At 56.3% G+C, this 26,973-nt stretch carries 17 protein-coding genes and 3 pseudogenes; 15 read left to right on the top strand and 5 right to left on the bottom strand.

Going from position 1 to position 26,973, the window contains the following annotated elements:
• From IPN69_08015 to IPN69_07995, 5 genes and pseudogenes are all read left to right on the top strand, one after another.
• Window positions 1–224: hypothetical protein (locus IPN69_08015; GenBank protein ID MBK8810663.1), on the top strand; the 224-nt coding region annotated here is incomplete at its 5' end.
• Window positions 152–358, top strand: a pseudogene (locus IPN69_08010) (prolyl oligopeptidase family serine peptidase). The gene IPN69_08015 and the pseudogene IPN69_08010, both read left to right, overlap by 73 nt.
• Before the next feature lie 177 nt (window positions 359–535).
• Window positions 536–5,572, top strand: coding sequence for a carboxypeptidase regulatory-like domain-containing protein (locus IPN69_08005; GenBank protein MBK8810662.1), 5,037 nt, complete (start codon window positions 536–538; stop codon window positions 5,570–5,572).
• Window positions 5,457–6,560 carry a hypothetical protein gene (locus tag IPN69_08000; GenBank protein ID MBK8810661.1) on the top strand — a complete coding sequence of 368 codons (1,104 nt, stop codon included), beginning with the start codon at window positions 5,457–5,459 and terminating at the stop codon, window positions 6,558–6,560. The genes IPN69_08005 and IPN69_08000 overlap by 116 nt, the downstream gene beginning before the upstream one ends.
• 169 nt (window positions 6,561–6,729) lie before the next feature.
• Window positions 6,730–12,528 carry a carboxypeptidase regulatory-like domain-containing protein gene (locus IPN69_07995; GenBank protein MBK8810660.1) on the top strand — a complete coding sequence of 1,933 codons (5,799 nt, stop codon included), beginning with the start codon at window positions 6,730–6,732 and terminating at the stop codon, window positions 12,526–12,528.
• 1,016 nt (window positions 12,529–13,544) lie between these two features.
• Here IPN69_07995 and IPN69_07990 read toward each other — a convergent pair.
• Window positions 13,545–14,777, bottom strand: a complete 1,233-nt coding sequence (locus IPN69_07990) for a tetratricopeptide repeat protein (protein ID MBK8810659.1) — start codon at window positions 14,775–14,777, stop codon at window positions 13,545–13,547.
• Between the two features lie 502 nt (window positions 14,778–15,279).
• Between IPN69_07990 and IPN69_07985 the strand changes: the two genes are divergently transcribed.
• The 5 genes from IPN69_07985 to IPN69_07965 all read left to right on the top strand — a co-directional run bounded on the left by IPN69_07985 (window position 15,280) and on the right by IPN69_07965 (window position 19,121).
• Window positions 15,280–16,359, top strand: coding sequence for a VWA domain-containing protein (locus IPN69_07985; protein MBK8810658.1), 1,080 nt, complete (start codon window positions 15,280–15,282; stop codon window positions 16,357–16,359).
• On the top strand, window positions 16,332–16,685 hold the full coding sequence (locus IPN69_07980; GenBank protein MBK8810657.1) for a hypothetical protein: 354 nt from the start codon (window positions 16,332–16,334) through the stop codon (window positions 16,683–16,685). Before IPN69_07985 ends, IPN69_07980 begins: the two co-directional genes overlap by 28 nt.
• A 21-nt stretch (window positions 16,686–16,706) precedes the next feature.
• Window positions 16,707–17,402: a hypothetical protein gene (locus IPN69_07975; GenBank protein MBK8810656.1), complete on the top strand. Its 696-nt coding sequence runs from the start codon at window positions 16,707–16,709 to the stop codon at window positions 17,400–17,402.
• A gap of 113 nt (window positions 17,403–17,515) precedes the next feature.
• Window positions 17,516–18,082: a hypothetical protein gene (locus tag IPN69_07970; GenBank protein ID MBK8810655.1), complete on the top strand. Its 567-nt coding sequence runs from the start codon at window positions 17,516–17,518 to the stop codon at window positions 18,080–18,082.
• Window positions 18,083–18,749: 667 nt separating this feature from the next.
• Complete coding sequence (locus IPN69_07965) at window positions 18,750–19,121, top strand: hypothetical protein (protein ID MBK8810654.1); 372 nt, start codon at window positions 18,750–18,752, stop codon at window positions 19,119–19,121.
• A gap of 295 nt (window positions 19,122–19,416) precedes the next feature.
• Here IPN69_07965 and IPN69_07960 read toward each other — a convergent pair whose 3' ends face one another.
• The 4 genes from IPN69_07960 to IPN69_07945 form a co-directional block, all read right to left on the bottom strand.
• Window positions 19,417–19,794: a hypothetical protein gene (locus IPN69_07960; protein ID MBK8810653.1), complete on the bottom strand. Its 378-nt coding sequence runs from the start codon at window positions 19,792–19,794 to the stop codon at window positions 19,417–19,419.
• Between the two features lie 94 nt (window positions 19,795–19,888).
• Window positions 19,889–20,179 carry a hypothetical protein gene (locus IPN69_07955; GenBank protein MBK8810652.1) on the bottom strand — a complete coding sequence of 97 codons (291 nt, stop codon included), beginning with the start codon at window positions 20,177–20,179 and terminating at the stop codon, window positions 19,889–19,891.
• 756 nt (window positions 20,180–20,935) lie between these two features.
• Entirely contained in the window at window positions 20,936–21,082 is a 147-nt protein-coding gene (locus IPN69_07950) for a NifU family protein (protein MBK8810651.1), read from the bottom strand.
• Between the two features lie 7 nt (window positions 21,083–21,089).
• Window positions 21,090–21,425 carry a NifU N-terminal domain-containing protein gene (locus IPN69_07945; protein ID MBK8810650.1) on the bottom strand — a complete coding sequence of 112 codons (336 nt, stop codon included), beginning with the start codon at window positions 21,423–21,425 and terminating at the stop codon, window positions 21,090–21,092.
• A 232-nt stretch (window positions 21,426–21,657) separates the two neighbouring features.
• Here IPN69_07945 and IPN69_07940 point away from each other — a divergent pair, with 232 nt between their 5' ends.
• From IPN69_07940 to IPN69_07920, 5 genes and pseudogenes are all read left to right on the top strand, one after another.
• Window positions 21,658–22,863 carry a PD40 domain-containing protein gene (locus tag IPN69_07940; GenBank protein ID MBK8810649.1) on the top strand — a complete coding sequence of 402 codons (1,206 nt, stop codon included), beginning with the start codon at window positions 21,658–21,660 and terminating at the stop codon, window positions 22,861–22,863.
• A pseudogene (locus IPN69_07935) lies at window positions 22,836–23,656 on the top strand (S9 family peptidase). The gene IPN69_07940 and the pseudogene IPN69_07935 overlap by 28 nt, the downstream one beginning before the upstream one ends.
• A gap of 211 nt (window positions 23,657–23,867) precedes the next feature.
• Window positions 23,868–25,337: pseudogene (locus tag IPN69_07930) on the top strand (NADP-dependent isocitrate dehydrogenase).
• 118 nt (window positions 25,338–25,455) lie between these two features.
• A complete protein-coding gene (locus IPN69_07925) occupies window positions 25,456–25,839 on the top strand; it encodes a hypothetical protein (GenBank protein MBK8810648.1) in 384 nt (127 codons plus the stop codon).
• 704 nt (window positions 25,840–26,543) lie between these two features.
• Complete coding sequence (locus IPN69_07920) at window positions 26,544–26,714, top strand: hypothetical protein (GenBank protein MBK8810647.1); 171 nt, start codon at window positions 26,544–26,546, stop codon at window positions 26,712–26,714.
• Window positions 26,715–26,973: the final 259 nt, after the last annotated feature.

The following is a 26,973-nucleotide window of genomic DNA, read 5'->3' as shown; positions in this document are numbered from 1 at the left end:
CCCGCACGAAGACGCTGAAGCTGGGCATCGCCGGCGGATTGGTCGGAGATTGGGCGCTCTATGATTCGATCTATACCGAACGCTATATGCGGACGCCGCAGAACAATCCGGACGGTTACGCCAAGGGTTCGGTCATCGCCAACGCCAAGGATCTGAACGGCAAACTTCGATCATTCACGGCGCGATCGACGACAACGTTCATATGCAGAATGCGACCAAACTGATATTCGAGCTTCAGAAAGCCGGCAAGCAGTTTGAATTTATGAAATATCCGACCCAACGCCACGGCGTCGTCAATCCGAGACAGGCCAAGCATATGTATCAGATGATGACGAACTTCGTTGAGAAGAACCTTTAGAGTGCAGAGCGGAATCAGTGCAAAGTGCAGAGTGCAAAGTGCATAGTTCGAAAGCGCGACTAAGCACTTTGCACTTTGCACTCTGCACTGTAAAAGCAACCATTCAATTCTCTCGCCTCATCACACTTTGCAAGTTCAAGCGGGTTAATTTGGTCCTTCGGAAATCGGAGTTAATCAATGAGCGTGAAATATCTCCTCGCAGTCGCAGTGTTCCTGATTCTGGCCGGAACGGCCAGCGCGCAGACAATTAAGATCAACGAATCGAGTATTGCCGCCGTAACCGAGACCGGCCGGATGACCGTCACTCTTCCGGTCGAAAGCGGCGCGGCGGGCGACGCCCGGGTGAAGGTTGAACTGCTGGATTCAACGGATAAGATTCTCGACCAAACGAATTCGCTCTACAAACTAAAAAGCGGAACCAACAAGATCGAAGCCGCTCTCCGGATCGACGCCGACGCCACCGTCAACGAGCTGATATGGCAGCGCGTACGCTACTCGATCTCACAGGGCGGAACGTCGCTCGATGGCATCGTCTCGGTCTCCGAGATCGTCCCCGAACTTTTTACCCTCCGGATCGCGAACATCGAGGAGATCCACGCCGGCGCACGGTTTCCGGTTCGCATCAATTCATATCATCCGATCACCAATAAGGCGGTCGGCGATGTCGATGTCACTGCCGAGCTGGAGATCGAACTGGAAACCGACAAGGAAGACGACACACTCGTTCTCAAGGGCGAAGGCCGCACCGATGCGAACGGCTTTGCGGAAATCGTATTCCTGATTCCCGATTCGATCCGTTTCGACAGCGAGTATTCCGGCACCGACGTCGATGTGACCGGCAAAAAGAACGGGCTGACCGATACGGGCGACACGAGTCCGAATGCCCGCAACGAGCGCACGAACGTCTATTTCACTTCAGACAAACCGATCTACCAGCCCGGTCAGACGTTCCACGCCCGCGCGCTCGTGATGCGCGAGAAACTGAAGGACTCGTCGATAACCATCGTATCGGGGCTCGACCTGACGCTTTCGGTCGAGGACGAGGACGGCACTGTCTTAAGCCGCCAAGTCGTCAAGACTTCGGAATACGGCATCGCCGCAATCGAATGGCAAATCCCGCCGAACGCCAAACTCGGAACCTATTCGGTCGAGGCGGACTCGGACGAGGCCGAATTCCGTTTGGACAGCCATTCATTCAAGGTTTCACGTTACGAACTGCCGAACTTCGTCGTCAAGACATCGCCTGACAAAGACTTCTATCTTCCCGATCAGCGCGTGGCCGAGGTCAGCGTCGACGCGATGTATCTTTTCGGAAAACCGGTCGCGTCCGGCACGGTCAAGGTCGTGCGCGAGGGCAGCCGCAACTGGAATTACCGCGAACAGAAATGGGACATCGAGGAAGAAGCCGTGTACGCCGGCGCGACCGGCGCCGGCGGCAAATACAAGGCAAAGATCGACCTCGGCCCGGCGCAGGATAAGTTCAAGGACGACGAAGACTCGAAGTTCGAAGATCTGAATTTCACCGCATACTTTACCGATTCATCGACGAACCGGACCGAGCAGAAACGATTCGACCTGCGGATCTCGAAAGAACCGATCCACGTTTACGTCAACAAGGCCCGCCGCTATTCCGATCATAGTCCGAAGATCCCGTACCGGCTCTACGTTTCTACATTCACCGCGGACGGCAAACCGATCGCGTGCGATGTCGACGTCACCGGAAAATATGAGGATGAATCGGCAACGCGGCCGATCGCAACGTTCCGGACAAGCGCGGACGGCGCCGGAAAGACCGAGTTTTTGGTTCCGAAACGCGCCGACGACAATTACCTTGACGACCTTGAGATCAAAATCGCGGCGCGCGACGCCGAAAACCGGACCGGAACCGAAAAATTCGGTTACGAACTGGACGAGGACGAACGGCAGATTCGCGTCACGGCGGACCGTTCGATCTATCGCAAAGGCCAGTCGCTCAAGATCGAACTGCTTTCGTCCGAACCGTCCGAATCGATCATCGTCGACATTCTCAAGGAATCTTCGACGCTCGTGTCTTACCGTGTCAAAGCCAAGAACGGTCGAGCATCGCTGCGTGTGCCTTTTCGTCCCGAATTCAAGGGGTTCTTGACGATCGCGGCCAATATCGAGGGCGGTGACGAAGACGCCGAAAGCGCGTGGCGCGTCGTCTTTCCGGACCCGCGCCGCTTGAACGTCACCGCGAAGTCCGAACGCGAAACGTACCGGCCGAACGAAGAGGCCGGACTCGGCTTCGAGGTCGCGGGCTTTGACAAAAAAGCGGCGCAGGCCGCGCTCGGGATCGTCGTCGTCGACCAGGCCGTCGAGGAACGCGCCCGGACTGACGCGCGTTCAAGCGATGCGCCGGACATCTTTGCGAGCCTCCGGGGATTTGACGGCAACACTTGGAATGAATTGGCCGATGCCGAGATCACGCCGCGGATGCAGTTGTTCGCCGAGATGCGCTTTGCCGATTGGACGGTCGATTACGACTCTTCGGGCGGCGGTTCCGTCAAGGCCGAATACGAGTTCACCGAGCGGCACAAGAAGCAGTTCGAAGCGCTTCTGAAGGCGCTTGACGATCGTTTCAAGAAGGACTTCAATCATCCGACCGACGACATCGGTTTGCGGCGAATCCTCGGCGAAGCCGGAATCGACTTTGATTCGTTCCGTGATCCCTGGGGAATGCCGTTCAAGGCGCAGTTTATTGTGTCGCGGGGCGACAATTTGATCGCGATCAACTCTGCCGGACCGAACAAGCGATTTGGCGACCTTGACGACTTCAGAGCGGCCGGCATCTCTTTCGACTACTTCAAGAAGTCCGGAATCGCGATCGTCGAGGCGATCAAGGCTTATGAAACCCGAACCGGGGCATTCGTTCGCGACACCGAAACGCTCCGCGCGGCGCTTGCTGAAAAAGGCATCTCACTCGAATCTCTGATCGACCGTTGGGGACGGCCTTACCGATTCGAATTCGGCGTGTATAACCGCAGTTTCAGGACGAGTATAAAGAGCGATGGCGAGAAACCGGACGAGGACTACGACAATTTCTATGTCCTAAATTATTACTCCGACTATTTCGCTGATCTCGAAAAGAAAATCGACGAAGTACTCGCCCGCTATGTTGCCGAAACGAAGACGTTTCCCGCGGACGAGGCGGGGTTTCTCTCGCTGATAAAGACCAAAGGCGTCGATCTCCAAGCGCTCCGCGACGGTTGGGGACGGCCCTATTATTTCAATTACGAAGAAACATCGATGTTCGCCGACCGGGTCACGATTGAGAACGTCGCGAAACAGGGCGAGCCGTTGCGCGAGACGCTTTCGATCACCCCCGTCACTCGCCGGATCGGGACGTTTCGAATACTCAGCCTCGGTGAAAACGGCACGAAGGATGATTATTACGACATCAATATCGCGGCCTTTTCCGGAATCCTTTCTGAACAGGTGCGTGAGGACGCAAAACCGAAATTGGTCGTGCCGCGAACCGTGTTTGCAAACGGCAAGAGCGCCGTTTTCGGCGTCGTGACGGACGTGAACAAGGCGTCCGTGGCCGGCGCCGAAGTGCGGGTCATCAACTCCGAAACGGCGGCCGAGTCCATTACAAGCACCAATGCCGAAGGCGCATTTCTGCAAACCGGACTTCCCGCCGGAATATACTCGTTGCGCGTCGCCTCGCCGGGATTCAAAAACACGATCGTCAACCAGATTTCTCTCAGCGCCGAACAACTGTTGGAGGTCAACGTGACGCTCGAGGCGGGCGCGGTCAACGAGGTCGTGACGGTTTTCGCCGGGACCAACGTGATCAACGCGACCGAGACCAAGATCTCGACAACGATCTCAAGGACCGGGTTCGCGGGCATACCGAGGATAATTTCGGGCGGCGTTCTTTCGCTGCGAATCGAACCGCAAAAGTCAGGATTTCAAATCGACGGCGCGTCGGGTTCCGAAAATGTCTTTAAGGTAGATGGACTGAGGGTCGTCACGAAAAGCGGCGGAGGCGGACCGTCGCGCGCCGAACCCGTGCGCGCGACGCCGCGCCTTCGCGAGTATTTCCCGGAAACGCTTCTTTTCGTTCCGGAAATCGTGACGGAGAAGGACGGCAAGATCGCGATCCGCTACCGCCTCGCGGATAACATCACGACGTGGAAGATCTACGCCGTCGCGTCCGACAAACAGGGGCGCGTCGGGTTCGCCGAGACGAGCGTCAAGGCCTTCCAGCCGTTCTTTGTCGACCTCGATCCGCCGAAGTTCCTGACCGTCGGCGACGAGATCCTTTTGCCCGCGCAGGTTCGAAACTATACGCCGCAGACGCAAAAGGTCGAGGTCACGATGGATCGCGCCGATTGGTTCGCGTTCATCGAACCGAATCAAAGCCGGCGGACCGTCGAAGTCCCGACGAATTCATCCGCCAACGCGATCTTCGGATTCAAAGCAAATCAGGCGGTCACCGACGGCAAACAACGCGTCACGGCGGTCGCGCAGACCGACTCAGACGCAATTGAAAAGCCGGTCACGGTCCGGCCCGACGGCGAGGAGATCGTCCGCGCGGAATCGAGTCTGTTCAACGGTTCCGCGGCGTTCGATCTCGACTTCCCCGCCAACGCGCTCGCGAAAACGCAGAAGGCCGAGCTCAAGATCTTCCCGAACCAGATGGCGCACGTCACGGAATCCGTCGAAGGCTTGCTGCAGAGACCGTATGGATGCGGCGAACAGACCATTTCGTCGACATATCCGAATCTGATGATTCTGAAGTTTGTTTCCGGGATGAATCCCAAATCCGAAATCACGAATCCCAAATCGCCAGTTATGAACATGGCGTTGAAAAATCTCCGGCGCGGTTACGAGCGTCTCGTCGGTTATCAATCGTCGGACGGCGGCTTTTCGTATTGGGGCGGCACGTCCGAGTCGGACCTCGCGCTGACGGCATATTCGCTTCGGTTCCTGACCGATGCGAAGGCGTTTGTCGAGGTTGACGAGTCGTTGATCGCAAAGGCGCGCGAGTATCTGATAAAACAGCAGCGCGCGGACGGCAGTTGGACGAAAAAAACACAGTTGGGAGAAAGAAGAGGATTTCCGCCGGACGAAAATGCTGACGACCTACGCGGCGCGGGCTTTGGCGATGACGCGGTCCGATTCGAAAACGTCGGTCGAAGCGCTGAAGAAAGCGCTCGGTTATCTCAAGACGCGAAACGCCGAGATTGACGAGCCGTACACGCTCGCGCTCTACGGACTCGCGGCGCTCGATGCCGGCGAGACGGACGCCGCACGCGAGGCGGCTGAAAGACTCGTGCAGCTCGCCAAATCCGAAGGCCAAACCGTTTATTGGAATCTTGAAACAAACACGCCGTTTTACGGTTGGGGAACGCCGGGAAGGATCGAGACGACGGCGCTCGTCGTGCAGTTGTTGGTTCGGCTCCAGCAATCGCAAACTCTTAACCAAGATCTAAGATCGAAGTCCCAAGATCAAATCCCCAGGGCGACGACATTCCTGCTCAAGAACAAGGACCGCTACGGCGTCTGGCATTCGACGCAGACGACGATCAACGTACTTGACGCATTTCTTGCTGCGCTGTCGAAACCTTCGGCGCAAAAGCTGACGGTCACGGTCGGCGGCGAAACTCTGAGAACGATCGACATTCCGACCGATCAGATCGAACCGGTGACGATCGACCTTACCGGCCATATCAAGCCCGGCGTCCAGGTCGGCGTTACGGGTTCGGTCGATTCGCAGATTATGGCGCAGCTCGTCCGTTCGCATTATATTCCGTGGAAGGACTCGGCTTCGACGAACCAAAACTTCAACGATTCACGCGCGATCAGGCTCGATTACGCGTGCGACACTTTGACCGGGAAGATCTTGGATAAGGTGACCTGCTCGGTCGAGGCCGAACGGATCGGCTTCCGCGGTTATGGAATGCTGCTTGCGGAGATCGGCATCCCACCCGGCGCGGACGTCTCGCGCGAGTCGCTCGACAAGGCGCTCAAAGATGATTGGAGCTTCAGCCGTTACGAAGTTTTGCCGGACCGGATCATCGTCTATATGTGGGCGAGACCGGGCGGAACGAAATTCGGCTTCTCGTTCAAACCGCGCTACGCGATCAACGCCCAAACCCCGGCGTCGGTCGTGTATGACTACTACAACGAGGAAGCCAAAGGAGTCGTCGCGCCGAAGAGGTTCAGGTTCGAGTGAATGACTGGAGCGCAATCTGATTGGAGCGCAAGCGTCCCCGCTTGCAATGAGCGCGGAGCGCGAAAAAGCGGTTTGCCGTCAGGCGCGTCGGATTTCAAAGGCCGCTACGGCGTTCTACGCCGTTTGCAAGCGGGGACGCTTGCGCTCCAGTCGGGGAGGATCAAACGATATGCGACGTTCAATCTTGCTTTTCATCGCAGTTCTTCTTGCAGGGTCCGTTTTCGGACAGACTGTGCGTTCCGGTGTCGAGGTCAACGAGTCGGATACCCGTGTCGCTCTAGTCGATACGTTGGCGAACGTCAAGCTCGCGCTCGATAATCCAGGCAGCGAGCTTTCGGCAATCGTCAAGCTCGAAATCCTGACCCCGGACGATCACGTGGCCGGGAAGACCGAGAACGTGCAACGGATCGGAAGCGGCCGGCAAATCGTCAGCGCGGCCATCTCGATTGACGAAACCGCACGAGACGATCCCGCGCTTCTTTGGTATCGGCTGCGTTATGAGATCGCTCCCGAAACGGGACCGAAGACGACTGGGATCGTTTCCCTCTCGCGGGTTCTGCCCGAAGTGTTCGAGGTTACGGCATTCACCAATTTCGCCTTTGGCGAACAGATCTTCCGCGCCCGCGTGCTCGCGACGAGTCCGGCGACGGACGAGCCGGTTGCCGGTGTTGCGATCTCGGCCGAGATCAAGATCGAAAATCGCGAGGAACCGCTTAAAGCACAATCGATCACCGATTCACAAGGCTCGGCGACGCTCGAGTTCGATCTGCCGACTTTCGGAGAATACGACGATCTCGATCTGACGGTCGCCGGTTCGAAGGGCGGGCTGACGCGCAACGTCAGCGTCGACCTGCGGGGCTCGTCTCTCCGTTATGCCTCAATATCGACCGACAAGCCGATCTACCAGCCCGCGCAGACCGTCAATATGCGGCTTTATCATTACATTCCAAACCTAAAACCGGTCGACGGCGGGGTGGTCACAATTGAGATCAGCAACAGCTCAGAGGACGAAACCGCGTTTTCACAAAGGGTCACGACTTCGCGCTTCGGTCTCGCTTCCGTATCGTGGAAGATTCCCGACGGCGTTCGGTTGGGAGACTATGAGATCAACGTCAGGGACCTCGACGACAACACAATCGCGTCAGTACGTATCAAGATCACACGCTACGATCTGCCGGCTTTCTTTGTCGAGGCCAAACCGGACCGCAAATTCTATCTTCCCGACCAGCCGCTCTCCCGGATCGCGATCAATGCCCAATATCTGTTCGGAAAACCGGTTCCGGCCGGAACCGTCAGAATCGTTGCGCCGCGCCAGGATGAGTTTCAGGAGATTCGCGGCGAGCTCGACGTCGAAGGAAAATTCTCGACCGAGATCGATCTGACAGAATCCCTGGATGATCTGGCGAAAAACTTGAACAAAAGGTTTGACGACCTACGCTTCACGGCGATCGTCACCGATGCGTCGACAAATCGGTCCGAATCGCGCGCTTTCGAGGTGCGTGTTTCGCGCGAACCGATCCACGTCTATCTCGGCGGATCTACCTGGAACCGCAGCTCTCGCCTTCCTCTGGATTATTACGTGACGACGTTCTATCCGGACGGAACTCCGGCATCGTGCGAGGTCGGCGTCTTCAGAAGAGTCGAATCGGATCTTGACGGCAATAAGATGGCGACGGAGCTCGGAGATATTCTGGCGAAAACCAGAACGAACAAGTACGGGGTCGCGCGTTTGAAACTGCCGGCAACGCCTTCGGATAGCGAAGATCTGGAATTGAAGATCGTCGCCTATGACGCCAATCGCGTGTCGGGGAGCCTGGAGGAAGACATCGATATCGACGACCGGCCAGCGGTGACCGTGGAAACCGACAAGATCGCCTATCGCAAGGGTGAACCGATCAGGGTCTCGGTCAAATCGAGCGAGCGGAGGGGGCTCGTCTTTCTCGATGTTACCGACGATTACCGCCTGCTCTATTCGACGCAGGTCAAGCTCGACGCCGGCCAAGCCACGCTCGTTCTGCCCTATAGTCCTGAATTCACCAAAAACCTGACTGTGGCAGCGTATTTCTGGGAAGAAGATGACAACCTGATCATCGGCCGACGCGAGATCATTTACCCAACGCCGATTTATCTGAACATAGACGCGGATACCGGCAAAAGCACGTTTCGCCCCGGCGAGGATGTTTCGGTCAGGTTCCGGGCGCGCCGCGACGGCGTTAAAGAGGGGCGCGAAACGGCGCTCGGCGTTCTCGTGCTCGACCGTGCGGTCGAGGAGCGCGCGCGAACTGAAAGCGAACTGGACGACAATCCGTTCCTGAACCGGAGTTTTACAAGCGGCATCGAGGACCTTCTCGGGACGCAAAAGATGTTTGGCGGATTCGCAAAGCGGGATATTTCGAATCTCGATCTTAAAAAGCCGCTCGAACCGGATTTCGAACTGGCGCTCGAGGCCGGACTCGCAAACGATAGATACGAGCCGCGGATCGACCGCAGCCGCAGTTTTCGTGACGATCTCGCCAAGGTCTTCGATTACCGGATGCGCCAAACGATAAGGCCGGTCGCGGATGCCCTCGAACAAACTGACATCTTCGAAAAAACCCAGCCTTTTCCAACCGACGAAAATCGGCTTCGTCAATTCCTCCGTTCGCAGAACGTCGACTTCAGTTCGTTGCGCGACCCTTGGGGGAACGAGTTTCGAACGGATTTCCGGGTCGAACGGGAGTATCTGACTCTTGACATCTGGAGCCTCGGGCCGGACAAGACTTCGGGAACGAACGACGACCTTAGCCTTTCGCGATCGAACTGGCGTTACTTTACGCCGGTCGGAAGGGCGATCGACGCCGCGATGCGCGAGTACACCGGGAGCACGAACGGCTTCATCACGGATCTTCCGACGCTGACCGCCGAGATGAAGGGACGCGGTCTCGATCTCGAGACGCTGCGCGACCCGTTCGGCCGGCCGTATCGATTCGATTTCTATGTCGAACGAACGAACTACGTTCTCGCGGTTCGAAGCGACGGTCCCGATGGAAATCCCGGGATCGCCGGCGTTCTTCCGAATGACGATTTTGTCGTTTGGACGAACCGTTCGGATTATTTCTTGGCCACGAAAGCCAATCTTATAAAGGGTTTCAACAAATACGTCGCGCAATCGAAGACTTTCCCGTTGAATGAGGGGGAGATGAACAACGCTCTTGCCAAGAGCGGTTTTGATCTCGCGGGTGTCAAGGATGCTTTCGGGCGCCCTTATTACGTTCGGCAGAAGTCTTCATCGCGACTCGCGAACGTCTACCGATTCGAATCGAAGAAGCTGACTGTCGTCAAACAAAAGATCCTGATGTTCGCCGTGCGCAGCGCCGGAATGGACGGGATTCAGGGCAACTTTGATGATTTCGACCTCGCGTCGTTCTCGGGCGCGATCAGCGAAGAAGACCTCAACCGGTCCACACTCTCGCAGGTCGCGTCCAAGATCGATCGGCAAAAGCTGGCGGGCAGCCGCTTCGGAGCGCTCGGTGGTACTGTCTTCGACGCCAACGGCGCCGTTATTCCCGGTTCGACTATCACCGTCACCGCCAACGCCGACAAGTCAAAACGGCAGGTCACCGGAAACGCCGAAGGCGAGTTTCTTGTCCCCGATCTTACGCCGGGCCAGTACGAGCTACGTGTTGAATCGAGCTATTTCAAGGCTTTGGTCATAATGAACATTTCCATCGAAGCCGGTGCACTGACCGAAATCGATGCAGGTCTCGAAGTTGGCGATGTTACGACGACGGTTGAGGTTACGGCTCTTGCTGACGTGGTGAACACCACCGATGCCTCGATCAGCAACTCGGTCAATGCCGTCAAAACCGGACCCCGCGAATCGAGGGCCGCTTCCATCTTCACCCCGCGCGTCCGCGATTATTTTGCGGAGACTCTCGTCTGGTCCCCGGAGCTCGTCACCGACAAATCGGGACGAGCCGAATTGAAGTTCAAGATGGCGGATAGTCTGACGACCTGGAAAATGTACGTCGTCGGATCAGATACGAGCGGCGCTTTCGGTGTCGTCGAAAAGGAACTTATGACGTTCCAGCCATTCTTTGTTGAACTCGAACCGCCCCGCGTTCTGACCGAGGGAGACGAAATCGCACTGCCGGTTCCGGTTCGAAACTACACAAAAGGTGCAAAGAAGGTCTCAGTCGCGCTGGCACCCAACGACTGGTCGCAGGCACTTGATGGCGGGTCGCAAAAACTCGAAATTCCCTCGAACTCCACTCGTAGCGGCGTGTTCCGCTTCCGTGCCAGTGTTCCGGTCGTTGACGGAAAACAGAAAGTAACCGCGCTTGCGGGTAAAGACGGAGACGCGGTGGAAAAACCGGTCACCGTCCGGCCGAACGGAAAGGAAATTGTCGAGTCCAAGTCCAGCCTGTTTCAGAAGGAAACCTCGTTCGACCTCGAATTTCCGGCGAATTCTTTTCCGGCTACGCGACGGGCCGAGATCAAGCTTTACCCGAATATGTTCGCTCACGTCGCCGAATCGGTCGATGGCCTTTTGAAGCGTCCTTACGGTTGCGGTGAACAGACGACTTCATCGACCTATCCGAACCTTCTGATCTTGAGAATCGAGAAGGAACTCGGCCGCGAGATCGACCCGCGGATTAGGAATCAAGCCAAGGTATTTCTGGATGAAGGCTACAAAAGACTTCTGAACTATCAGACCGACACGGGCTTTGGTTACTGGAACGGCGGCGAACCGGATGTTGCGCTGACGGCGTATGTTCTCCGGTTTCTCAGCGAAGCGGGCGCGTTTCTTGACGTGGACGAACAAAGGGTCGAAAAGGCTGAGAAATGGCTGCTTGCGAGGCAAGGCGAAGACGGCAGTTGGGAATCGAAGCGACGCGAAAAAAGCGCAACTACCGCTTATGTGCTCCGTTCACTGACGAAGACGGCGCGCGACGATGAACCGATCAGGCTTGCCGTGAAACGCGGCGCAGCGTTTCTTTTGAGAACGTTGAACGAAACGAAGGACGGATATCTTGTGGCTAATCTCGCGCTGGCGGCGCAGGCACTCGGCGATGAACAAACCGCAGCGGCCGCGCTCGGCAGGCTTGAAATGCTCGCGATTCCCGAATCCGGGGGCGTGTACTGGACGACATCGCAGACGCCGTTCGGAGGCTGGGGAACCGCGGCCAACATCGAAACAACGGCGCTCGCTCTTCAGGCTTTCACAAATATGAAAAGCGGCGAAGAATCCGCTCGATTCGAAAACCTGAAGTCCGGAGCCGTTTTGTTTCTCTTGAGGTCCAAGGACCGATACGGAGTTTGGCATTCGACTCAGACGACGGTCAACGTTCTTGACGCGCTCGTCCTTTTCGAATCCGCGGTTTCAAGGCCCGCCAACAAGGTCGACCGAAAAGCCGAGATCTTCGTTAACGGCCGCAGATTGGCCGAAGTTCCGCTCGCCGGTGCCACCCTTGCCAAACCGCTGGTCGTCGTCGCGACCAAATTCCTTGTCGGTGAACGCAACCGAATAGAGATCAGGTCAGAGACTTCCGAGTTTTTGCTGGCGCAGACAGTTGCGACCCATTTTGTCGACTGGGAAGCCGCGCCGTCGGACAACCGCTTTTTTGACTTCGATGTCGAATTCGACAAACTCAATGGCAAGATCGGCGAAGAGATCGTTTGCAGGGTAAACGCCGCAAGCCGGTTCCGGTATTGGGGAATGGCAATTGCCGAGGTCGGTCTTCCGCCCGGAGCAGAGGTTGATCGTGCCGGATTGGTTCGGGCAAGGAACGCAGGCGCGCTCAGCAGCTTCGACATTCTGCCGGATCGGGTCGTGATCTATTTCTGGCCGGAAAAGCCGCTGAATATGGCGTTCAGCTTCAGACCACGATTCGGTTTGAATGCACAGTCGGCGCCGTCGGTCGTGTATGACTACTACAACGAGGAAGCCAAAGGAGTCGTCGCGCCGAAGAGGTTCAGGTTCGAGTGAATGACTGGAGCGCAATCTGATTGGAGCGCAAGCGTCCCCGCTTGCAAACGGCGTAGAACGCCGTAGCGGCCTTTGAAATCCGACGCGCCTGACGGCAAACCGCTTTTTCGCGCTCCGCGCTCATTGCAAGCGGGGACGCTTGCGCTCCAGTGCGGGGACGCTTGTCACATCACTCGCCGTTCCGGCTGTCGTCGAGAACGACGTCCGGATTTTCGGCGGTGAACTGGTCGCGCGGTTTCGAGTCGATCTCGCCCCGCAGGACGCGCGTCCCGACGTTTGGCTTGAAATTGCCGTTCTCGTCGTAGAGCCTGCGATATTGCGCGGTGTTGCGGATGATGCCCTGGACGTAGCCCTTTGTTTCCTTGAACGGAATCAACTCGACGAATTCGTCGATCTCCGCCGGAAGCGTCGCGGTCCATTGCGGCACGCGTCCCGGACCGGCGTTGTAGGCGACGGCGACGAACTCGACGCGGCCGAACTTGTCATACTGATCGCGGATATACGCCGTGCCGAGTTCAATGTTGAGCGTCGGCTGATAAAGCATATCGACGGTCACCGTTCCGACCTCCGGATTGTACTTTTTGGCGACCGCCCGCGCCGTCGGAAGCAGCAGCTGCATCATTCCGTAGGCGTTCGCCGACGATTTGGCGCGCGGGTCGAAGATCGTCTCCTGGCGGATAAAGCCGGCGACCTGGTACGGGTCGAGCCGGCGTTGCGCCGCCCAGTATTTGATGTCGTTCCAATTCGTCAGCGGATAGAAGATGTCCCATTCCTCGCGGCCCATTTCCTCGGGAAACATCTGCGCATAATCGGGATAGCTCTTGGCGAGCGCGAGCAGCGCCGGAGCCTGTTCGCCCTTCAGACGATGATGGCGCGCAAGCGCGAGATTGATCTTTGGCGAGGTCGGCGTCGTCCGGCGCGCTTCCTTCAGTTCGTCGATCGCCCATTCGAACAGTCCGACGACGCTCAGATCGTCCGATTTTTTCGGCGCGCTCGAGTTCGCGTTCCCCGCAGTTTCAGCCGCGACGGTAACGATCTTCAGATTCGCGGCCGCCTTCGGTATGAGCGATCCGGCCGGGAAATTCGGCGTTCCCTGACATTTTCCTTTGCGACCGAAGCGCCGAGATCCGCTGGATCGAAAGATGACCGTACCAATTCGCTCCATAGCGATAGATGACGGCGTCATAAAGTGCGCAGGCGGCGTCGATCTTTCCGGCGAGTTGCGAATCGCGGGCCGCCCAGTAACCGGCCTTGCCGCGATTCGTCGAATCCTTGTCGACATATCGCGCGAGATGCTCGGTGAACATCTCCGAGGACATCTGATAGTTCTTCGCTTCGTGCTGAAGCCAGGCGAGTTCGAACTGCGCTTTGGCGATATCGACGGAGTTCGGATAGGCCGCGACCGCGGTGCGCAAAAAATAGCTTTCGTCGAGCTTGTTGCGCGCGTCGCGGGCCGCCATTCCAAGATCGAAGAACGTCTTTGGCGTCAGCTTCCCGTTCGGGTACCGGGCGCGCATTTCCTCGGCCGTCGTCTTCGCGTTGGCCCAGAGTTTGTTGCGGGCGTAACCGAGCGCGAGTTCGTAATAGGCGCTCTCTTTTTCAACCGCGTTCGCCGGGATCGACGCGAAAGCGAGCGCCGCATCGGACATCTTTTTGACGTTGGCGAGCGTCGTCAGACGTTTCAACTGCGCTCCGGCGCTCAAAGAACTCGGGAAACTCAGCATCAGTTCTGCGTAGGCCTTATCCGCATCGGCGAAATTGTTCGCCGCGAAAAGCTTGTCGGCGCGCGTCGCCGCTTCGTCCGCGGTCAACGGTGCGAGAGACTGGCCGAGCAGCGTCAACTTCATTTCGGCCTCTTTCGCCTCGGGCGAACCGGCGCCGAAGAAATAGACGCGGCGGAAGAACCGGATCGCCTCGGCCTGATTGCCGGCCGCATCGTACGATCTTGCTGTTGCGAGCAGCGCGGCGGCAAGGTTTTTATCGTTCAATTCGGCCAGGAATGCCGGAACCTGCGCGGCTTGACCAGCCGAGATCGCCGAGTTCGCCCAGAGGACTTTCGATTCGCGCACGCGCAGCGATGTCGGATAATCCCTGATCAGACTCGAAAAGACGTTCATCGCGTCCGTGTGTCGTCCGGCGCCCTGAAGCGCGCGGCCGCGCAACCAAAGCGCGTAGTCGGCAAGCTTTGTCTTTGCTTGAAGATGTCCGAGTTGAGCAACGCCTGCGCTCCTCATAATCTTTGTTTTCAAACTTGATCCGCGCCCGGAGAAGCTTCGCCAACACGCCCGCGCGGACGCGCAAAAGCGGTTTTCGATGTCGAGCACGAGACCCTCGGGCGGCAATTTGTTGTCGCGCGTCATATCGCGCAAAACCTTCAGCGTCTGACTCGCTCATTTCCGGGCCAAACCCCGAACAACTCGCCGTCAACGGCACGGCGAGAAGTCCGCAGACAAAAACAAAGACCGTCACGAGCGATCTCACATTATGCTTTTTACTAATCAGACTCGGCATTGATAAAAACTCCGGTGGTTCGATGCTTTGATGTCTCGGGGATTTGTCTGGACATCCGCGAATGATGTTTTTCGCAGCCAGAAATTCTTGTCGGGGAAAGCCGACTCAATCGCGAATTCGAAACGTTTCGTCTGAAACGACGGTTGTCCGGGGCTCGACGATTGTACGGCAAGAACCGATTTCGTTATATAATACCAAGAACCGCGCGATATCCGAATCCGTTTTCTTGATGAGGTCGCAATGATCAGAATTCTCGTTTCACTATTGCTTCTCTTTCTGTGGTGCTCGATCTCATTTTCTCAGGCTCCGTCGCCGACGCCGCCGTCGGACGATGTTGTCAAGATCACGACCACGCTCGTTCAGATCGACGTCACCGTGACCGACTCGAAAGGAAAGATCGTCAGCGACCTGAAGGCCGAAGATTTCGAGATCTTCGAAAACGGACAAAAACAGGAAATCTCGAATTTCTCTTTCTTTTCGAGCGTTCGCGAAACGGTCGAGCCGGTGAAATCGATCGACAAGATCGCCGTTCCCGTGCCGCCGGTCGAGATCCGTTCCGACCAGATCCGTCGGACGATCGCGCTTGTCGTCGATGATCTCTCGCTCTCTTTCGAAAGCGCGTATTACGTCCGCCGGTCGCTCAAGAAATACGTCGACGAGCAAATGCGCGACGGCGATCTCGTGGCGATCATCCGCACAAGCGCGGGAATCGGCGCGCTTCAGCAGTTTACGTCCAACAAAGCACAGCTTTACGCGGCGATCGACAAGGTTAAGTGGTATCCGCTCGGACGCGGAAACATCGGCGCATTCGCTCCGATCGAACCGACCACAAATGAAACGCTGAGGGCCGCGGGCGACGATACGATCGCGGATGAAGACATCGAAAACGAGAAGAAATTCCTGACCGGTTTCGACGATTTTCGAATGCTTCGTTTGCCGTCGGAACGCTTGGTGCGCTGCGTTTTGTCGTCAGCGCGATGGGCGAAACTCCGGGACGAAAATCCGTCATCCTGTTCTCCGACGGAATCCGGCTATTTCCTCGCGACACGCAAGGGCACGACCGACAATTATCAGGTTTTCGACTTTATGCGGCAGCTCGTCGATCTCGCGAATCGCGCATCTGTCGTCTTTTACACGGTCGATGCGCGCGGTTTGCAGACCACCGGGATCAACGCGCAGGACCAGATCGTATCGCCGAGCGCGGATTCGATCAGGAACGCGATCTCAAGCCGCAGCCGCGAGCTTTTCGACACGCAGGAGGGCCTCGTCTTTCCGCCCGCGAAACCGGCGGAATGGCGGTCGTCAACAACAACGACTTGAGTGAGGGTGTCAAACGCGTGCTCGACGACCAGCGCTATTATCTGATCGGTTACCAACCGGACGACGACACGTTCGACAAGCAAAAACGCAAATTCAACAAACTCGACGTCCGCGTCAAACGGCCCGGCGTCAAGGTTCGCTACCGCAGCGGTTTCATCAACGTCGCGGGTGAGGAAACGCCGAAAGCGACGACGGCCGAGACTCCGGTTCAGGCGATCCAAAAGGCGCTCGTTTCGCCGTTCGCGGTCATGACATTTCGCTCCGGCTCAACACGCTCTTTGGCTTCGACGAAAAGGGGACATATGTCCGTTCATTGCTGCACGTGAAGGCCGACGATCTGTTCACGGATGAACCGAACGGCGTCAAAAGCTGTCTTCGATGTTCTCGCCGTGAGTTTTGGCGACAACGGCCAGCCGGTCGATCAGATCTCAAAGACTTACACGCTCCGCACGAACGCTCTCGGATATGAGAAGATTCAGCGGGACGGATTCGTCTATCATTTTACTTTTCCGGTGAAGAAACCCGGCGCGTATCAGTTTCGCATCGCGATCCGCGACAGTCAGGCGAATAAGGTCGGTTCGGCGTCGCAGTTTATCGAAGTTCCCAATCTGAAAAAGAACCGCTTGACCATTTCGGGCATCGTTCTCGAGAATTTCACAGTCGAGCAATGGAAGAGCTTCGTCAACGGTCAACCGGACGCCAAATTGGGAACGACCGATCCGATGGATGACACTTCAACGCGTCGATTCAAGCGCGGGTCCGTTCTGCGTTATGGGTTCGAGATCTACAACGCCAGACTCGACGGCGCAAAGCGGCCGAATCTCACAACTCAGATTCGCGTCTTTCGGGATCGAAAACTCGTGCTCGATGGCAAGCAAATCCCGCTTGATCTTGGCGGGCAGTCGGATTTCGCGCGGGCGAAATCCGTTGGCGCGATCAGTCAGCAGGCAAGATCGAGGCAGGCGACTACGTGCTGCAGATCATCGTTTTCGACAATCTCGCCACGGAAAGGTGAAGATCGCAACCCAATTCGTACAGTTTGAGGTGACCGAGTGAGGCTCTAAGTCTATCCGTCCTCGAATTTCGGAGTTTGCAGACGATGATGAATGATCTATTTTGATTTCTAGCCAAACACCCAAAGAACCAGGAGTTGATTATGCTTATTGCGATGGAAGGTAGTTCGCCAACGATCCTCGGCGAGAACAACTACAAGTATTACGTCTGGAACGCTTACCAACAAACGAAGGAATCGTCCAAACTGTATATCCCCGGACCGGCCACGATCTCCTGGAGCTTGAGCTCGATCAATATCCGGACAATGGCCGACAACGCGACGAGTTTTATTCGTGCGGGTTCGGGCCTGATCTATCTGGTCGGCTGGAGTCGCGGCGATGGCCTGCGTTCAGGTTGCGATCGACCTGAAGAATTCGGGGTTCGGGCGCAATATCGACGCACCTCTTCTTTGTTCGATCCCGTAGATCAGGACGGTTCGACGGCCGATTTCCTGAACGTCGTGCCGAGCAATGTGACGAATTGCTATCACGCGGAAGCGCTTAGCAAGGAAGGGATCTGGGCGTCGGTCTTTCCGACATGCGCCAAAAATTTGAAACGGGCGTCAACTATGTGCCCGGAAAATTCAATACGACGCACGGTGGTATTGCCGGGACAGAAGGCGGCTCGAAGGGCGATGCCGGCTCGGGCGCCTGGATGTGGGGACATATGACGACGAAAGGTGTGATCTGATTCTCGGGCCGTGCGTTTTGTTCAACCACAAAGCGACACGAAGATCACACGAAGTTTCTTTTGCCGATGACCGGTTCGTTTTTCGCAGATTGCGCGTTTAGGGATTCTGTTTTTCGCGAAACATCACGCGAACGTGCTGTCTGTTCAACCACAAAGCGACACGAAGATCGCACGAAGTTTCTTTTGCCGATGACCGGTTCGTTTTTCGCAGATTGCGCGTTTGCGAAAGATGTCAATTGTCCATCCTGTCTTTCGGGTATTTCGCGCGTGTTTCGTTAACCTCTCGTGCGGCTGCCTTGATCGACGCCGCTTACCAAACGGCAGAAAAAGTCCCGTGCGACGATCGACGTCGACACGGGACTTTTTTGCTTTGCTCTGGTTTTCCGGAACTAGATAGTTGTACCGACGTATGACGATCCGAGCTTGCCCTCGTCGCCTTCCGCCAGATTGCTGACCAGTTCGTAATGGAAATAATCAAACTTCGGCGACCGGCGGCTGAACGCGCTTGTCGTACATCTCCGCGATCGATCGATCGCTTTGGCGTTTTTCGTAGAGGTCGTTCGCCTCGCGGCCTTCCTTGACCTTTTTGCTCGTTGTAAAAGCTTGATCTCGGAGACCAGCAGTCGCGCAAACCGGCGGGCATCGTTATGCAGACGGCGTTCGTCTTCCGAAACCTCGATCGGAAGATCGACGTTGCGTTCGCTCAAGCGAGTCCGAACATTCGCCGGCGCAGCAACGACGGGCTCCGGAACCACCTCAACGATTGGCTCAGGAACCACTTCAGCGACCGGCGTAGTGCCGGCATTGAAATTCTCGACATCGAACGACTGAGCCGTTTCAAAAGTCGCGGGCTCGAAGACCGGCGCGGTCGACTCGAATTCAACGTTGGATGCCGACGGAACGCTTTCAAACTCATACTCGCCGACGGCGGGCGCCGAAAACTCGGCGGGCTCGGGTTCGGATTCAAACTTGAGGTTGGAACGATTCGAACTCCGCAGACTCGAACTTCGGCGGCGTAATCGTCCGGGACAGAAACGGTCTCACTCCATTCAGAAGCTTGCTCAAACTCGCTGGCTGCCGGAAAATCCTCGGTCGGCACGAAGTCAAATGAAGACATCGGCTCAGCCTGATCGAACTCGGCGGAAGCCACTTCCTCCGGGTGCGGTCGCGAACTCATATGATCCGGAGGTTTCGCGCATCGAGTAGCTCTCTTCCTCAACTGTTTCAGGTGCGGAAGAGCTCTCTTCTTCGACGGTTTCGCGCATTGAATAAGTGTCTTCCTCGACCGTTTCAGGCTCGGAAGTGACCCCTTCGTCAACCAGCTTTGCGCATCAAATAGCGATCTTCGTCGAACGTCTCCGTCGTCGGAAAGCTCTCGTCGCGGGCGTTTTCCCGTGCTCCGGAGATTACCGGCTCGGTGAAAGAATATGAGGATCCCAAATTTGTATCCGTACTTTCGAAACCATTGATCGATGCGGCGGGCGCAACATCTCCGATCGACCTCGAATACTCGGATTCATCATGCAGTTCCGATTCGTGATGGGCTTTTGCTGAACGGGCGGACGCGGAGATCTCGACCGTCAGTCCCGCAACCTGAACGAGGGCTTCAAGGGCTTCGATGTTGACGTTCGAACCTTCGTTTCCATAGTCCGGCGTAAAGCACGCGGCGACCGTGCGTTCACGGACGATCAACGGATCGCATACATCCGGTCAGGTTTTCCAAACTCGAGCCGGTTAAGGAACACTGAATCGTCGGCGTAGGTGCCGAATGCGGCCTCAACGGCTTTCAGTTCACGCGGCCAGATTCGCCGGGGCAAAGTATCACTGCCGACCGGAAAAACACTTCGCGAACTGTTCTGTCGTCTGAGTTGGCCTCGGTTCTGAAGACGCGCCAACCGACAAGATGTTCGTTCTTGATGATGAAAATCGCACCGCGCGGCGTGAAGTTCGAGGCGTGTGCGACGAGAGCGATTTCCGCATCGCCGATTGAGGACTTGTTGCTGATGTCGCGAATTGCATCGCGAATCTCGCTCCCAACGTGTGACGAGTCGGTCGCGGCGGCTTCTTCCTTCTGCAATTCCTCAGCTTCGGCAAAGGCGGTCGCGGTGATGCGCGCGCCCTCGTCGCGGGCAAGGCGAAGATGCTTGACAACGGTCTCCGTGAATGCCGCGTCAAGTTCCTTTTCGGTCGCGAAACGTTCTGAAAACTTTCAGCGCGTCATCCATTTGGGACTTATGCTTTCGAATTCCGTTTCGACCATCTTCTGAACTCGGATACATCCTGCCGCATACCGGCAACGATATCCTTGAGATAACTCTCGAATTTGGTTCTCGGACTTCGTTCGAGTTCTTCACTATTCAGCAATTTTTCTCCTGCAATTGAAAACACGTACTTTATGAGACGGGGGCAAAAGACTGACGGTTTGATGCAGATTCTGAACTTTTTTGGAGACGACACGGCGGCCGACTTCAGCGTAAGCCGCCCTTAAATTTTGTGAAACCAATTTCGAGTTAAACGATGTCAAGAAAATGTTTCGGGTGACTGATTCGAGGATCGATCTTGGGGTGCCGATCTTTGGGCTTTTATCTTGGTCTTGGGAAACCCTTCCAGACTTTAGACTCGGAAACCTTGTTGCCGGGTGTTTATCACTTCCGGTCGTGACGTTTAACGATGACTATTTTCGGGTAGCGTCTCCGTCGAACTCATCGACTTCCGGCACAACCTGTTTGGCGGACGGAATGAGAGTTAAGTTCCGGTTCCTAAACCGCGATGACCTCGATTTCGGGATCGATCTCGTCCTTGATCATATTCCTGATCGCCATCAGCGTTCCCGTCAACGAACTCGGCAGCTTGCGCAAGCGCCTTCGTAGCGGATCTTGAGAGTTTTGCTTTCGAATCCGACGATCTCAAGCCAGCCGCCGTCGCTCGCGAGGCATGGTTCGGATGCGCTCGTCGAGAATGGCCCGATCTCGCGAACCATCGGATCATCAAGCCGAGCGCGGCGCTGATCGCGCCGCTGATCTCCTTCGCCGCTTCCTCGTTGCTCTTCGAAACCGCGTCCGCCGCGCGGATCGGAAACAGCGAGCACCGGCAGAATATCGTCCCAATCGACATCGTCCGTCTTTTCGACGGTGATCATCTTGTCCATATAAAAACACCGAGACGACGTCGCCGAGGTCAAAGATCGACTCCGCGAGCTTGTCGTTTTCCGCGTCTCCGGGCGTTTTGAACGAATGCGAGGTCCCGCATGAGACCGGCTCTTTCAAGATGAACTTCACGGCGTTCGGGTTCGGTGTTTCCTGTATATCTGCAATTTTCGGCATCTCTGTAAATCCTATCGAATACTTAAGTTTAGTAATCTTTACATTTTTGTCAACATTAAAGGATTTGGGAATTGTGATTTCTGATTTCGGATTGGTCGAAAGAGCTTTGATTGAATTTGTTTTTCGACTCGGCTGAATGAAGAAACCAAAAACTGAATTCCCAAATCAGGAATCCGAATTCCTCGCGTTTTGGCTTATAATCGCCGAAACAGATCAGTTCAGGAGTATTCGTATGAAGCGACTTTTTGGGGTTTTCGTCATTTCGTTTTTGCTGGACGGTGGTTGCCGGCGCGCAAAACTACACGATCCAGCAGTATTTGAACATCCGGTCGGCATCGTCGCCGACGATCGCACCGACGGCAAACGCTTGTTCTATCTGACTAACGTATCGGGAAACATCGCAGGTCTGGATGATCGATCTGCCGAATGGAACGCCGAAACAGGTTACGAATTACGACGACAACGTTGGGTTCGTGCGCTACTCGCCGAAAGGCGGCGCGCTTGTTTTCGGCAAGAGCGCGGCGGCGACGAGAACACGCAGTTTTTCTTGATGGACGCGAACGGCGCGAACATTCGCGAACTGACGGCCTCGCCGAAGATCAGGCACAATTTCGGCGGTTGGTCGGACGACGGTTCGAAGATCTATTATGCGTCGAACAAACGCAATCCGCAGTATTTCGACATCTACGCGATGACCGTCGCGGACGGCAAGGAAGAAATCGTTTATCAGTTCGACGGATCCAACTCGTTCGCCGGAGCGTCTTCGGACGGTCGCCGTGTGATTGTTTCGCGCTCCGGCACGGAACTCAGCCTCGACAACAATCTCTATCTCTATGACACGCAGTTGAAGACCGAAACGCTTCTGACGCCGCACACGGACGCGAGCCAGTTCGGCGATGTCGAGATACTTCCGGACGGTGATTCGCCGCTTTTCACCTCGAACAAAGATCGCGAGTTCGCGGCGATGGTGCAGATGGACAACGTCTGGCTGAAAGGAAACCCGATGCCGTTTCTGATCCGGCCCGAAGAAAACTGGGACGTCGAAGGGGTCACATTCCCGGAAAACGGTTCCCATTTCGCCTACACGCTCAACCGCGAAGGTTTTTCGGAACTGCGTCTGCGCAAGTACGAAGTCGACGGCAAGCCGCTGATCACACGGATTCTGGCCCGAAGAGACCACGGTCAAGCTTCCGGCGCAAGGCATCGTCGGCGGTCTGAGTTTTCCGGGGACGGTTCAAGCCTGTTTTACGTTCAATTCTTCGAAGCACAATTCGGACGTCTGGCACACGATCTTGAGTCGAAGTCCCTGACCCAGATCACGAAGAGCGACCGCGCGGGCATCGACGCCGATTCGTTCGCAACGCCGGAACTGATCGGGTTCAAGACTTTCGACGGCCGCGAGATTCCGGCTTGGTATTACAAACCGCGAACCAACTGATAAAGACCGACAACAAGATCATTTCGACGGTTGAAAAAGTGGTCGGCGAGGCAGTTCGCACGGTCAAGGAAAAGGTCGGCAAGGTCGGCGATGTCGGCGCCGTGTTGGCAGGTCGGGGTCTCCCGGTCATCGTCAGCGTTCACGGCGGGCCAGAAGGCCAGGAACGTCCGGGATCCAATCCGCTCTATCAGTATTATCTTTCGCGCGGTTATGCGATCCTTGCGACCAACGTCCGCGGATCGACCGGCTACGGGAAGACGTTCACCCATCTTGACGACGTCCGCAAACGCGAAGATTCCGTCAAGGACCTTGCATATTCGGTCGAATGGCTCAAGAAATCGGGCGGCGCAGACCCGAAGCGCATCGCGGTAATGGGCGGCAGCTACGGCGGCTATATGACGATGGCCGCGGTCACGCTCTATCCCGACTTGGGCCGCCGCCGTGAACACCGTCGGCATCGTCAACTGGGAGACTTTTCTGAAGAACACTTGGGCTACGCCGGCGGCAGCGCGAGGTCGAATATGGGATGCTTGACCGCGACATCGAATTTCTCCGCGCGATTTCGCCGATCGCAAAGGTTGATAAAATAAAGCTCCGCTGTTCGTGATTCACGGCAAGAACGACCCGCGCGTCCCGTACACGGAAGCCGAACAGATCGTCGAGAGCTGCGCGACCGGAACGCGAACGTCGAATACAAACTCTTCGACGACGAGGGTCACGGAATCTCGAAACTCAAAACCGGCTGGAACTCTATCCTTTAGTAGCGGACTTTTTGGATAAGAATATGAAGTGATTCGTTACGCGTTCCGGAGTACCGCCTTCAGGCGGCCGTTCGCTGATCTCAGTCTTCGTAATTCCGGTTAAGGCCGCCTGAAGGCGGAACTCCAAACGGGACTTCCGAACGGGACCCGAACGGGCTGCTTTTGCGACTTGCGTCCATTTCCGCTAAAATCTTCCGTTTAGTCGTCATTACAAATTCATAACAGAGGGAACCAATAGAAATTATGTCAAACGCAGCTATTACAGTAGCGAAAGGGGACGGCATCGGCCCCGGAGATCATGGACGCGACCCTGCACATTTTGGAAAGAAGCTGGCGCGCGGATCGATATTGAAGAGATCGAGATCGGTGAAAAGGTCTATTTAAGCGGAAACTCAGCGGGCATCGCGCCCGAATCGTGGAGAGCCTGCGCCGAACGAAGGTTTTTCTGAAGGCGCCGATCGCTTATCTCTGCAGGGCGGCGGTTTCAAATCGCTCAACGTCACCGTCCGCAAGACGCTCGGCCTCTACGCCAACATCCGCCCGTGCGTTTCGTACCACCTGTTCATCAAGACGAAGCATCCGGTGATGGATATCGTCATCGTTCGTGAGAACGAAGAAGACACTTACGCCGGTATCGAATATCGCCAGTCGGATATGGTCGAGCAGTGTCTGAAGCTGATCTCCCGCCCGGGCTGCGAGAAGATCGTCCGTTACGCCTTCGAATACGCGGTCCTCAACAACCGCAAAAAAATCACGGCGTTTATGAAGGACAACATTATGAAGCAGACCGACGGTTTGTTCCATCGTGTCTTTGACGAGATCGCCGCCGAGTATCCGTCGATCGAAGCCGATCACTGGATCGTCGATATCGGCGCCGCCAAGATGGCCGATACGCCGGAAGTCTTCGATGTCATCGTGATGCCGAATCTCTACGGCGATATCCTTTCCGACGTCGCGGCGCAGATCGCGGGTTCCGTCGGACTCGCCGGTTCGGCGAACATCGGCGAGCACATCTCGATGTTCGAAGCGATCCACGGCAGCGCCGCGCCGCGCCGGCCAGAATCTCGCAAATCCGTCAGGACTCTTCCTCGGCGCGATGATGATGATGGTTCACCTAAATCAGCCGGACATCGCTGAACTTGTACACAATGCCTGGTCGCGAACGATCGAAGACGGCGTTCACACGTACGACATCTTCAAGGACGGCGTCTCGAAAGAAAAGGTCGGCACGAAGGAATTCGCGCAGGCAGTTGTCGACCGTCTCGGTCAAAAACCGGAAACGCTCAAGGCCGTTGAATACAAGAAGGTCGAAGAGATCGCCGAAGCTGACCGCAAACCGATCTATTTGATCCGCGAGCCGCAAAAGAAAGAACTCGTTGGCGTCGACGTTTTCGTCAATTGGTGGAACGGGCAGTTTTACGGAGCGGGTGATGCGATCGGCGCCGAGATCGAAAAAGTCAACGGCGGCGGCCTGAAGCTTCAAATGGTTTCAAACCGCGGAACCAAAGTTCATCCAAAGGAATGTCCGACACGTTCTGCGTCGATCATTGGCGCTGCCGCTTTGTGAGCGACAACGAAAATGTGGTCATCACGCACCGGCAGGTGATCGATCTCCTCGGCTGCTTCAATGCCGCCGGACTCGATTTTATCAAGACCGAACATCTCTACAACTTCGACGGCAAGCCGGGATACAGTCTTGGACAAGGACAGTAGAATTTGGGAATTGTGATTTGGGATTTGGGATTGGGACGGGGCTTCGGCTTCGTCCTTTTTTTCGTTTGGAGTTCCGCCTTCAGGTGGCCTGAGGACAGTGAGATTTCGGATTTGGGATTTGGGATTTGGGATTTGGGGAATTGTGATTTGGGATTTGGGATTGGGACGGGGCTTCGGCTTCGTCCCTTTTTCGTTTGAGTTCCGCCTTCAGGCGACCGAACGATGGGAACTTTTCCCCAACGATTTGGGAAAAAGTTCCAGCGTTGATCACCTTTCCGATCCCGAACCGCAATGCCAGGTGATCGGTGTTTTGGTTCAACAGTTGCAAAGGACTTTCGTAGCGGAGGTGTACATCGCTATGTTGAATCACACAATCTGGTCCCGATCCAGACTGGTCGGGCCTGCGATCCTGACAACGATCGCCACCACAATCTTGCTTTATCTACGCCGCGGGTCTGAATGCCGCGGTTTTTTCGTTCGGCGGAGCCGGGAAGCGGGCTGAGCCTCGAATCCGTTGCCCGCGACCGGGCGATCCGCCCTCGATGTTCCGGAACGACGTGCGCGCCGGCACCACCGGGAATGGTCGGCTGGTGGCCGGGTGACGCAACACGACCGACGTCGTAGGTGGCAACAACGGTACTTGGAAAACGGCGCGACATTCACGGCGGGGAAGGTCGGGCAGGGACGGTCTGGGTAGTGGCAGTTACGTTAGTCTGCCCACCTGACTTCAACTCTTTGAACGATTCGTCCGGCACGATCGCGGCGTGGGTCTACCTGACGGCTGTCGGCGATACGATATCGTGGCCGCTGGGAGCGGGGCCGACGGGCAAGGAATCGATCGGCGTTTGACGACTGTCCGGATTTATTCATCACACCGGCATACGGATTGGCAGTCGAATACGCCGGTCAGCGCAACATGTGGACATTCTCGCACTTGGGACAGCACGACCGAGCGAATCTGCAAGGACGGCAGCTTCAGCGAAAGCCGACCGCGGAATTTCAATTATGTGCCGGGCGCCGCCCGTATCGGTCACGGTTTCTGGGTGACCCCGCGAATCTCTTCCCGGGCCTGATAGATGAAGTCGCCATTTTCAACCGTACGCTCGACCCCGCTGGAGATAACGCTCAATCTATGACGCCGGCAGCGCTGGAATGTGCGGGATTAGCTGCACTCGCGGCACCGAACGGAATGGTCAGTTGGTGGTCATGGACGGAAATGTCTTCGATATCGCCAACGGCTATCACGGCGCGCTGCGAAACGGGGCGACGTTCGTGCCGGGCAAGGTGGATCGGGCGTTCAGTTTTGACGGCATCGATGATTACTTCGAAGTCTCCTCGAATCCCGATTTGAACCTCATAAAACGGTCTAACACTTGAAAGCTGGTTCTTCCGCCGCGCCGGTGGATCCGCGACCCTGTTCTCAAAAGCAGACTACAACGGCAGCGCATCGATTGCGTCCCGATCCGCAGATCAACCCCGACGGCGCGGTTAACGTGGCGCTTTACGGCTCGTATCCCGCCGATAACTGGACCACCGTACCGGGTTTGGTCGGGACGGGGGCGATGGTATCACATCGCTCTGACCTGAACGGAACCTACGGACCGACCACCGGACAATGTGCGGCCTCTACCTTGAC

It is taken from the genome of Acidobacteriota bacterium (assembly GCA_016715115.1).
In the GTDB taxonomy this organism is placed as follows: Bacteria; Acidobacteriota; Blastocatellia; order Pyrinomonadales; family Pyrinomonadaceae; genus JAFDVJ01.
This window is presented reverse-complemented; position numbering and strand designations above follow the sequence as displayed.

Coding starts and splice junctions, on each gene's coding strand:
- IPN69_08005 (MBK8810662.1), top strand. CDS start 536: ATGAGCGTGAAATATCTCCTCGCAGTCGCAGTGTTCCTGATTCTGGCC.
- IPN69_08000 (MBK8810661.1), top strand. CDS start 5,457: ATGCTGACGACCTACGCGGCGCGGGCTTTGGCGATGACGCGGTCCGAT.
- IPN69_07995 (MBK8810660.1), top strand. CDS start 6,730: ATGCGACGTTCAATCTTGCTTTTCATCGCAGTTCTTCTTGCAGGGTCC.
- IPN69_07985 (MBK8810658.1), top strand. CDS start 15,280: ATGATCAGAATTCTCGTTTCACTATTGCTTCTCTTTCTGTGGTGCTCG.
- IPN69_07980 (MBK8810657.1), top strand. CDS start 16,332: ATGGCGGTCGTCAACAACAACGACTTGAGTGAGGGTGTCAAACGCGTG.
- IPN69_07975 (MBK8810656.1), top strand. CDS start 16,707: ATGAACCGAACGGCGTCAAAAGCTGTCTTCGATGTTCTCGCCGTGAGT.
- IPN69_07970 (MBK8810655.1), top strand. CDS start 17,516: ATGCTTATTGCGATGGAAGGTAGTTCGCCAACGATCCTCGGCGAGAAC.
- IPN69_07965 (MBK8810654.1), top strand. CDS start 18,750: ATGCAGACGGCGTTCGTCTTCCGAAACCTCGATCGGAAGATCGACGTT.
- IPN69_07950 (MBK8810651.1), bottom strand. CDS start 21,082: ATGGTTCGCGAGATCGGGCCATTCTCGACGAGCGCATCCGAACCATGC.
- IPN69_07945 (MBK8810650.1), bottom strand. CDS start 21,425: ATGCCGAAAATTGCAGATATACAGGAAACACCGAACCCGAACGCCGTG.
- IPN69_07940 (MBK8810649.1), top strand. CDS start 21,658: ATGAAGCGACTTTTTGGGGTTTTCGTCATTTCGTTTTTGCTGGACGGT.
- IPN69_07920 (MBK8810647.1), top strand. CDS start 26,544: ATGGACGGAAATGTCTTCGATATCGCCAACGGCTATCACGGCGCGCTG.